Origin of the sequence: Streptomyces sp. DvalAA-14, from assembly GCF_900091855.1 — a bacterium.
Taxonomy (GTDB): domain Bacteria; phylum Actinomycetota; class Actinomycetes; order Streptomycetales; family Streptomycetaceae; genus Actinacidiphila.
Genome location: NZ_FMCH01000419.1, coordinates 1 through 10,026, shown reverse-complemented (window position 1 = coordinate 10,026; position 10,026 = coordinate 1). Strand labels below are relative to the sequence as shown.

Sequence of the window (10,026 nt, the reverse complement as noted above, 5' to 3'; positions counted from 1 at the left end):
CGCGGCCGGGCAGCGGGCCGCGGTCGGTCAGGCCGCGGTCGACCGGTGGACGAAGTCGACGAGGCGGGTGAGCGCGTCCGGATCCGTGCTGGGCAGCACGCCGTGGCCGAGGTTGAAGACGTGCCCCGTACCGCTGGCCGCGGCGGCGTCCAGCACCTCCTGGGTCTTCTCCTCGACGGCCGCCGTCGGGGCGAAGAGCACCGCCGGGTCGAGATTGCCCTGCAGCGCCTTGCCGGGTCCCACCCGGCGGGCGGCCTCGTCCAGCGGCACCCGCCAGTCGACGCCGACCACGTCGGCCCCCGCCTCACCCATCAGTCCGAGCAGTTCCCCGGTGCCGACGCCGAAGTGGATGCGCGGCACCCCGTAGCCCGCCACCGCGTCGAAGACCTTGACGGACGACGGCATCACATAGCGCCGGTAGTCGGCCGGAGCGAGGGCGCCGACCCAGGAGTCGAAGAGCTGGACGGCGCTGGCGCCCGCCTCGATCTGCACCTTCAGGAAGGCGGCGGTGACGTCGGCGAGCCGGTCCAGCAGGTCGTGCCACAGCTCCGGCTCCCCGTACATCAGGGCCTTGGTGCGCTCGTGGTTGCGCGACGGGCCGCCCTCGACCAGATAGCTGGCCAGCGTGAAGGGCGCGCCGGCGAAGCCGATCAGCGGGGTCGGGCCGAGCTCGGCGGTGAGCAGCCCGATGGCCTCGGTGACGTAGGGGACGTCGCCCGGCTCCAGGGGCCGCAGCCGGGTCAGGTCCTCGCGGGTGCGGATCGGGGAGGCGACCACCGGGCCGACGCCGGGCTTGATGTCCAGATCGAGGCCGATCGCCTTGAGCGGCACCACGATGTCGCTGTAGTAGACGGCGGCGTCGACGCCGTGCCGGCGCACCGGCTGCAGGGTGATCTCCTTGACCAGATCGGGCCGCATGCAGGATTCCAGCATGGGGATGCCCTCACGCAGCTTCAGGTACTCGGGCAGCGAGCGCCCGGCCTGTCGCATGAACCACACCGGGGTGTGCGGCACGGACTCGCGCCGGCAGGCGCGGATGAACGGGGAAGCAGCGGTCTGCTGGGGCGCACTCACGCCTCGAATCTTCGCACGGCGCCTCGGACCCGTCCCGCCCGGCCGGGTGTTGCTGCGGGCGCGGGGGCCCGTTGCGTCCTAGTCTTCCGGGCATGGCAGCGGTTACCGGGCACTTGGGCGACGAGGCCCCCTTCCTTTTCCGGCACGCGGTGGAGGGTCTGCGCGCGGCGCGGGTCCGGTCCGAGGTCCGGATCGAGGAGGCCGCGGCGCCGCGCCGCCTCGCCGCATACGCGTACGCACTGGAGGCCACGGTGCTCGCCGACGGCGAGGAGCTGGCCGACGGACGGCTGGTCCTGCTGCACGAGCCGGACGGGCACGACGCCTGGCACGGCGACTTCCGGCTGGTCACGCTGGTGCGGGCCGAACTCGAACCGGAAATGGCGGGCGACCCGCTGCTGCCCGAGGTGAGCTGGTCGTGGCTCACCGGCGCGCTGGACACCCGGGGCGCCGCGTACCAGGAGCCCAGCGGTACGGTCTCGCGGGCCTCGTCGCACTACTTCGGCGCGATCGGCGACCGGGTGGACGACACGCAGATCGAGATCCGGGCGTCCTGGACGCCGCGGGAGGGGCCGGGCGGTACGGGTCCCGACGTGGTGGCGCATCTGACGGCCTGGTGCGATCTGCTGTGCGCGTGCGCCGGGCTGCCGCCGTCCGAGGGCCCGGAGCAGCCGGTGCGGGGCGGCGCGGGAGTGCTGCCGCTGCCGAAGCGGCGCACCTGAGCGGTCGGTCGTCGAAGGAGCGCCGCCGGCCGGCAACCGCCGGCCGGCCGTGCCCGTCCGTCAGCTCGTGGCCGGCCGACGACCGGTGGCCGGTCACCGCCGCCCGCGCGGCCCGGTCCGGCCACCGACCGCCCGCACGCTCCCGTCCGGCCACCGCGTCCGGCCACCCTGTCCCCGACGGCGCCACGGACCGGGGGCGGCGACCGGGTACGGCCTGGTCGGGCCGCGCGGCGCACATCCGTGCCCCGACAGACCGCCCGTTCGATCGGCCGTCCGATTTGCCGGAATTGATACTCAATAAATCGTGATCTTTAGCTAAAGCCGGGAGCAATTGCTGCCGAAGGAGACTGTGACCGTTTCAGTCCCCCTTTGCCACAGGAGGCCCGGTGTCCGTTCTTCTCGAGCAGCCCACGAGCCTGGTCGCCTACCGGCCCAGCAAGCCGACGGCCATGGTCGTCGTGGCCGACCCCCGCGTTCGCTCCACCGTCACCCGGCATCTGTGGGCGCTCGGGGTCCGCGACGTGATCGAGGCCTCGTCCATCGCCGAGGCCCGGCCCCGGGTCGGTAACCCCCGCGACATCTGCGTCGCCGACGTCCATCTGCCCGACGGGTCGGGTCTGACCCTGCTCGCCGAGACCCGTGCGGCGGGCTGGCCCAACGGGCTGGCGCTGTCCGCCGCCGACGACATCGGCGCGGTGCGCAACGCACTGGCCGGCGGCGTCAAGGGCTATGTCGTGACCGGTACCCGCAACAGCCCCGGCTCGCTTGCCGGACGACCGGGTCTGGCCCCCTTGGGCGCCACCGCGGCCCGGATGCAGCGCCGCCCCCCGGGAGCGCCCGGCCACCCGGGCGGCTACCGCGAACTGTCCGGCCGCGAGGTCGAGGTGCTGCGGCTGGTCGCGGAAGGCCAGTCGAACAAGGCGATCGGCGTGTCCATGGGCCTGTCCGCCCTGACCGTCAAGAGCCACCTGGCCCGGATCGCCCGCAAGCTCGGCACCGGCGACCGCGCCGGGATGGTGGCGGTGGCCCTGCGCACCGGCATCATCCACTGAAGGCCCGCCGCGCCGGATGCCGCTGATGCCGCGTACGCCCTGCCTGCCGTATCTGCTGAGCCCGCACATACGAACCACCGCAGACGAATCACCGGACCCACCGGACCCACCCGACCCACCGACCCGCCGGGGGTCGGCGCACACGCCCGCCGGCGGAACGTTCCGCCGGCGGGCGCTGCTGGTCGGGCGCGCGCCGGGGCGCGGGCCGGGGCACCGGCCGGGGCTTCCGCCGAGGCGTGGGCCGGTGCTTCTACGCGGCGTCGCGGCGTAGAAGCACCCGCTGAGCCCTACCCGGCTACCCTTGACAGGTGACCGACGCCAGAGAGACCGCAACCCCGACCACCGCGGCGCCGGCCCGCTGCTGGACCCGCGCGAGGGAATCCCGCCGGTGACCGCCAGCCCGGAGGCTCTGAGCAGCGTTGTCGCGGCCTTTGCCGCGGGCTCCGGTCCGGTCGCCGTCGATGCCGAGCGCGCCTCCGGCTACCGCTACGGGCAGCGGGCCTATCTGGTCCAGCTGCGCCGCGCCGGAGCAGGGACCGCGCTGATCGACCCCGTCGGGTGCCCCGACCTGTCCTCGCTCGGCGAGGCCCTCGCGGACGCCGAGTGGGTACTGCACGCCGCCACCCAGGACCTGCCGTGCCTGGACGAGCTGGGCATGCGGCCCACCTCGCTCTTCGACACCGAACTGGCCGGGCGGCTGGCCGGCTTCCCCCGGGTGGGCCTGGGCGCGATGGTGGAGAGCGTGCTCGGCTTCGCGCTGGAGAAGGGCCATTCGGCGGTGGACTGGTCCACGCGCCCGCTGCCCGAGCCCTGGCTGCGGTACGCCGCGCTCGACGTGGAGCTGCTGATCGACCTGCGCGACGCGCTGGAGGAGGAACTGCGGGTCCAGGGCAAGCTGGAGTGGGCGCTGGAGGAGTTCGCGGCCATTGCCGCCGCTCCGCCGCCCGCGCCCCGGGTGGACCCCTGGCGCCGCACCTCCGGCATGCACAAGGTGCGCCGCCGGCGGCAGATCGGGGTGGTGCGCGAGTTGTGGCTGACGCGGGACCGGGCCGCCCGGGAGCGGGATGTCTCGCCGGGCCGGGTGCTCACCGACGCGGCGATCGTGGCCGCGGCGCTGGAGAACCCGCCGAATGTGCACGCGCTGGCCGCGCTGCCCGGCTTCGGGCACCGGATGGGGCGGCGCCAGTTGGAGCAGTGGCAGGCCGCGATCGACCGGGCGCGGGCGCTGCCCGAGCGGGAGCTGCCGCAGCCCGCCGCCGCGTACACCGGTCCCCCGCCGCCGCGAGCCTGGGCGGACAAGGACCCGGCCGCCGCCGCCCGCCTGTCCGCGGCCCGCGCCGCGGTCTCGGGGCTGGCCGAGGAGCTGAACCTCCCCCAGGAGAACCTGATCTCCCCGGACACCGTCCGCCGGATCTGCTGGGCCCCGCCGACCGACCTGTCCCCCGAGGTGCTGGCCTCCACCTTGTCCTCGCTGGGCGCCCGGCCCTGGCAGACCGCGCTGGTCACCCCGTTGCTGCCGGCCGCGCTGACCGCCCACCCGGCGCCCACCGCCGCCGAATAGCCCCGGGACGGCCCCAGGACAGCCCCGGGCGCCGCCGATTGGCCCCGGGCGGGCGCCGCCCCGGGGCCACCCCGGTCCCGGTGTGAGCTGTGCCGCTTCCGCGAGTGGGGCTGTCGCCCCGGGTTACCCGTGAGTAGCATGGCTTCGGAAGCACGTTCTTTCCTCGGCGGGCGCTGCCCGCCCGTCCACCACCGGCGTCGCAGCAGACGAGGAACGAACGCCGTGCGCAGGACGGTCGGCACCGGGTCGAAGCGCCCGGAGACGAGCGAACACAATAAAAGGAGCCATCGTGCCTCGTACCGCGAGGGACGTCGTTTTTGTTGACGGCGTCCGCACCCCGTTCGGCAAGGCGGGCCCGAAGGGCATCTACCACGAGACCCGCGCCGACGATCTGGTGATCAAGTGCGTCCGGGAGCTGCTGCGGCGCAACCCGGATCTGGACCCGGGCCGGATCGACGAGGTCGCGATCGCCGCCACCACGCAGATCGGCGACCAGGGGCTGACCCTGGGCCGCACGGCCGGCATCCTGGCCGGGCTGCCGAGCACCGTGCCCGGCTTCTCGATCGACCGGATGTGCGCGGGAGCGATGACCGCGGTGACGACCACGGCCGGCGGCATCGCCTTCGGCGCGTACGACGTGGTGGTCGCGGGCGGCGTCGAGCACATGGGGCGGCACCCGATGGGCGAGGGCGTCGACCCCAACCCGCGGTTCGTCTCGGAGAAGCTGGTGGACGAGTCCGCGCTGTTCATGGGCATGACCGCGGAGAACCTGCACGACCGCTTCCCCGCACTCACCCGGCAGCGCGCCGACGAGTTCGCGGTGCGCAGCCAGGAGAAGGCCGCCAAGGCGTACGCCAACGGGCGGATCCAGCCGGACCTGGTGCCGATCGCGGTCCGCCGGACGAATCCCGAGGCCGGGGAGACCGGCTGGGGTCTGGCCACCGCCGACGAGCCGATGCGGCCGGGCACCACGATGGAGCAGCTCGCGGGTCTGAAGACCCCCTTCCGCCCGCACGGCCGGGTCACCCCGGGCAACGCGGCCGGCCTCAACGACGGCGCCACCGCCTCGCTGCTGGCCGCCGAGGACGTCGCCGGTGAGCTGGGCCTGCCGGTCCGGATGCGCCTGGTGTCCTACGCCTTCGCCGGCGTCGACCCCGAGGTGATGGGCATCGGCCCGATCCCGGCCACCGAGAAGGCGCTCGCCAAGGCGGGCCTGACCATCAATGACATCGGCCTGTTCGAGATCAACGAGGCCTTCGCGGTCCAAGTGCTGTCCCTGCTGGACCACTACGGCATCGCCGACGACGACCCGCGGGTCAACCAGTACGGCGGCGCCATCGCCTTCGGCCACCCGCTGGCCTCCTCCGGGGTGCGGCTGATGACCCAGCTGGCCCGGCAGTTCGAGGAGCAGCCGCAGGTGCGCTACGGGATCACCACCATGTGCGTCGGCTTCGGCATGGGCGGCACGGTCGTCTGGGAGAACCCGCTGTGGAGCGGCGCGTCCGCCGGGCCGTCCGCCCCGTCGTCCACCGAGCACCGTGACGGAGGTACCAAGTGAGCACCGCCGAGCTGCTGAAGGACGCGGCCGAGCTGTTCCCCGGCGAGGTCGTCACCAGTGCCCAGGTACGCCACCTGGACCTGCCGGGCGCGGGCCGCTTCGCCCTGATCACCCTGGACAACGGCCTGGACCACACCAAGCCGACCACCTTCGGACCCCAGTCGCTGGCCCGGCTGGACGCCGCCATCGACCAGGTGGAGCAGGAGGCCGCGGCCGGCCGGATCACCGGCGTCGGCATCACCGGCAAGCCGTTCATCTTCGCCGTCGGCGCCGACCTCAAGGGCATCGAACTGCTCGGGCGGCACGAGGACGCGCTGGCCATCGGCCGCGGCGGCCACGATGTCTTCAAGCGGCTCCGCTCGCTGGCCGTGCCGACCTTCGCGTACTACAACGGCGCCGCGATGGGCGGCGGTGTCGAGATCGGCCTGCACTGCTCCTACCGCACGGTGTCCTCCTCGGTGCCGGCCTTCTCGCTGCCCGAGGTCTTCCTCGGCCTGGTGCCCGGCTGGGGCGGCTGCACCCTGCTGCCCAACCTGATCGGCGCCGACCGCGCGGTGACCGTCATCATCGAGAACTCGCTCAACCAGAACCGGCAGCTCAAGGGCGCCCAGGTGTACGAACTGGGCATCGCCGACGCGCTGTTCGAGGCCGCCGACTTCCTGGAGCAGTCGCTGGCCTGGACCGCGGCCGTCCTCAAGGGCGAGCTCAAGGTGGTCCGCCCTCCGGTGGACCGCGGCGACGCCTGGGACCAGGCGGTGGCCCGCGGCCGCCTGGTGGCCGACAGCAAGGTGCACGGCGCGGCCCCGGCGGCCTACCGCGCGCTGGACATCATCGCGGCGGCCAAGGACGTGGACCTGAATCTCGGGCTCAACGCCGATCCGCTGTTCGAGCAGGAGAACACCGCGCTCGCCGACCTCATCATGGGCGGCGAACTGCGCAGCGGCGTCTACGCCTTCAACCTGGTCCAAAAGCGCGGCAAACGCCCGGCCGGGGCGCCCGACAGGTCACTGGCCCGTCCGGTGGCCAAGGTCGGCGTGGTCGGCGCCGGCCTGATGGCCTCGCAGCTGGCGCTGCTGTTCGCCCGCCGGCTGGAGGTGCCGGTGGTGCTGACCGACATCGACCAGGCGCGGATCGACAAGGGCGTGGGCTACGTCCACGGCGAGATCGACAAGCTGCTCACCAAGGGCCGGATCGGCCCGGACCAGGCCAACCGGCTCAAGGCGCTGGTCACCGGGCACCTGGACAAGGCGACCGCGTTCGGCGACGCGGACTTCGTGATCGAGGCCGTCTTCGAGGAACTCGGCGTCAAGCAGCAGGTCTTCGCCGAACTGGAGGCGGTGGTACGCCCGGACGCGATCCTGGCCACCAACACCTCCTCGCTGTCGGTCTCCGAGATGGCCGCGAAGCTGGCGCACCCGGAGCGGGTCGTCGGCTTCCACTTCTTCAACCCGGTCGCGGTGCTGCCGCTGCTGGAGATCGTGCGCGGCGCCGGCACCGACGACGCCTCGCTGGCCACCGCCTTCGCGGTGGCCAAGAAGCTGAAGAAGACCGCGGTGCTGGTGAAGGACGCCCCGGCGTTCGTCGTCAACCGCGTGCTGACCCGCTTCATGGGCGAGATCCAGAACGTCATCGACGAGGGCACCCCGGTCGCGGTCGCCGAGCGGGCCATCGAGCCGCTGGGCCTGCCGATGTCCCCGCTGGTGCTGCTGGAGCTGGTCGGCCCGGCCATCGGCCTGCATGTCTCGCAGACCCTGCACGACGCCTTCCCGGACCGGTTCACCGTCTCGCCGAATCTGGCGGCGGTCGTCAAGGCGGGCAAGCGCGGCTTCTACATCCACGACTCCGGCACGCCGGAGCTGGACCCGGAGGTGGCCGCGCTGCTGGAGCAGGGCGACCTGGTCCTGACCGAGCAGCAGGTACGGGACCGGGTGCTGGACGCGGTGGCGCAGGAGATCGGCCTGATGCTGGCCGAGGGCGTCGTCGCCGAGGCGCAGGACATCGACCTGTGCCTGATCACCGGGGCCGGCTGGCCCTTCCACCTGGGCGGCATCACCCCGTACCTGGACCGCGAGGGCGTCTCCGCGCGCGTCAACGGCAAGCCGTTCCTGGCACCGGGTGTGGCGAGCGTCCCGGCGTAGTACCCCGGTCCGCTCCGTACCGGACATGGGTGTGGGCCCGGCGCACGCGCCGGGCCCACACCCATGTCACCGCCGCGCGGACTCAGCCCGTGGTCGAGGGCGTCGCCGTGGGGGTGAGGGAGGGCGTGGGGGAGGCGGTGTCCTGGATCTTGATCACGCGCTTGGCCTCGCCCAGCACCAGGGAGTGCAGCTTCTTCGGGGTGAGCTTGGACGCCACGTTCTTGAACGTGGTGTCGTTGATCTGCACCACCGGCAGCGCGCCGATGCCGCTGGCGGCGTACTCGGCCTGCGACTTCGCGGCCCAGCCGAGGTGGTCCCGCTGCTCCACGCACGGCTCGAACTTGCTCATCTGGATCTTGTGCGCCTTCAGCGCCAGATGCTTGAGCACGCTCTCCTTGGCCAGGCTGTCGTCCTGCGGGTCCGGCTGGTTCTTGAAGACCTGGTCGACGAACTGCGAGAACCGGCCCTGGTCCTGTGCGCAGGCCGCCGCGTTGTCCGCCAGCAGTGAGCCGTCGCCGCCGTACTTCTTGTCGGTGCCGGAGACCAGCCGGTAGTGGATCTGCATCTGCCCGGTGGTCAGCAGCTGCGTCAGCACCGGCTGGTACTCCTCGGCGAACGCCTTGGACACCGGGCTGCGCAGGTCCTCGTAGATGGTCACGGTGACCGGGATCGACGGGCGGACCGGCATGTTCAGGGTGCCGCTGCCGGTGGTGGTGGGGGTCGGCGTCACCGAGTCGGTCGGACCGGCCGGGCCGGTGGGCACGATCGCCGGGCCGACCGCGCCGGACGGCGCGCTCACCTTGTCGTCCTTGCCGGCCCGCACATGCGCGCCGATCACCGCGGAGATGCCGAACACCACGGCCATCGCCACCACGCCGAACGCGTAGGGCCGCAGTCGCCTTATCCGGCCGCCGCGCTTCTTCTTGCCAGGGACCGCCGTACCGTCCTGGTTGTCGGGTCCCTTGGACTCCGTCATGACTACGCCACCTCGATCATCCCGCACTGCTCTCCGCGCATTTCTACCACCGGTCCCGCCCGTTCCACGAAGCCGGGCCCCGGGCGTAGAGCACCGCGCCGTCCACCACCGCCACCCGACGGTACCGGCCGCGCAGCAGTCGTCGCAGCGCAGGCGTGCGGTCGACCGCGTACGGGGCGCCCCGGGAGTCGTCCACGACCAGGGCCGGCGGGTGGGCGGCGAACTCGGCGCGGAAGACCCGCCAGGCCCCGGGGACGGCGTACCGCTCCCCCACCCGCACGCCCTTCCGGCCGCCGCTGAAGTTGGTGAGGAAGCCGGCGGTCAGGAAGCGGCTCGCCGGGGTGCGGCCGGCCAGCCAGTAGTCCTCCGGGTGCATGCCCCACACCAGGACCGGGCTGCGGGGCCGGCTGCCGGCCCGCAGCGCGGCAGCGACGGTCCGGGCGTGCGCCAGTTCGGGGCGGGGCGCGACCAGGCCGTAGCCGAGGAAGCCGGCGCAGACCAGTACCGTCCAGACGGCGACCGCGGGCCAGCAGCGCGGCAGCTGCCGGACCGCCGCCGCGGCCGCCAGCACCAGCGGCGGCACGAGCTGCAGGAAGTAGTGGCCGTAGAACTGGAATCCGGCCGTCACCGCGGTCGCGGAGGCGGCGAGCCACAGCCACAGCTCGGCGGGCACCGCGTCCGGCCGCAGCACCAGCGCTCCGCCGGCCGCGATCAGCAGCGCGCCCGCGGCCGTCCCGAACACGGTCGCGGTCGCGTAGGCCCGGCCCAGCGCGATGAGCCAGGCACCGCGCGGCGAGGCGTAGTCGGCGGAGGCGGTCAGCGTCCAGAACACGAAGCGGCCGGGTCCGGTGGCCGCGGCGACGGCCGCGACCGGCAGGGCGAAGCCGGCGCCGAGGCGCAGCACGGCCCGCCAGCGGGCCGTCAGCGGCTCCCGGGCCGGTGCGGGCG

Annotated in this window: 7 protein-coding genes and 1 pseudogene; 5 read left to right on the top strand and 3 right to left on the bottom strand. The window is 73.4% G+C overall.

Annotation, left to right across the window (positions count from 1 at the left end):
• Positions 1–27 precede the first annotated feature (27 nt).
• Positions 28–1,083 carry a uroporphyrinogen decarboxylase gene (hemE, locus tag GA0115240_RS22275; RefSeq protein WP_093738924.1) on the bottom strand — a complete coding sequence of 352 codons (1,056 nt, stop codon included), beginning with the start codon at positions 1,081–1,083 and terminating at the stop codon, positions 28–30.
• 83 nt (positions 1,084–1,166) lie between these two features.
• On the opposite strand from hemE, the gene GA0115240_RS22270 reads away from it, so the two are divergent.
• The 5 genes from GA0115240_RS22270 to GA0115240_RS22250 all read left to right on the top strand — a co-directional run bounded on the left by GA0115240_RS22270 (position 1,167) and on the right by GA0115240_RS22250 (position 8,102).
• On the top strand, positions 1,167–1,793 hold the full coding sequence (locus GA0115240_RS22270) for a DUF3000 domain-containing protein (protein ID WP_093738922.1): 627 nt from the start codon (positions 1,167–1,169) through the stop codon (positions 1,791–1,793).
• A 386-nt stretch (positions 1,794–2,179) separates the two neighbouring features.
• Positions 2,180–2,845, top strand: a complete 666-nt coding sequence (locus tag GA0115240_RS22265; protein ID WP_093738920.1) for a response regulator transcription factor — start codon at positions 2,180–2,182, stop codon at positions 2,843–2,845.
• 301 nt (positions 2,846–3,146) lie between these two features.
• Positions 3,147–4,406, top strand: a complete 1,260-nt coding sequence (locus GA0115240_RS22260) for an HRDC domain-containing protein (protein ID WP_237555117.1) — start codon at positions 3,147–3,149, stop codon at positions 4,404–4,406.
• 289 nt (positions 4,407–4,695) lie between these two features.
• Positions 4,696–5,964 carry a thiolase family protein gene (locus GA0115240_RS22255; protein WP_093738916.1) on the top strand — a complete coding sequence of 423 codons (1,269 nt, stop codon included), beginning with the start codon at positions 4,696–4,698 and terminating at the stop codon, positions 5,962–5,964.
• Positions 5,961–8,102 (top strand): 3-hydroxyacyl-CoA dehydrogenase NAD-binding domain-containing protein, encoded by a 2,142-nt coding sequence (locus tag GA0115240_RS22250; protein WP_093738914.1) that lies wholly within the window; start codon positions 5,961–5,963, stop codon positions 8,100–8,102. Before GA0115240_RS22255 ends, GA0115240_RS22250 begins: the two co-directional genes overlap by 4 nt.
• Positions 8,103–8,184: 82 nt before the next feature.
• Here GA0115240_RS22250 and GA0115240_RS22245 read toward each other — a convergent pair whose 3' ends face one another.
• Positions 8,185–9,078, bottom strand: a complete 894-nt coding sequence (locus GA0115240_RS22245) for a DsbA family protein (protein WP_237555116.1) — start codon at positions 9,076–9,078, stop codon at positions 8,185–8,187.
• Between the two features lie 43 nt (positions 9,079–9,121).
• Positions 9,122–10,026: pseudogene (locus GA0115240_RS37130) on the bottom strand (glycosyltransferase); the annotation flags it as partial.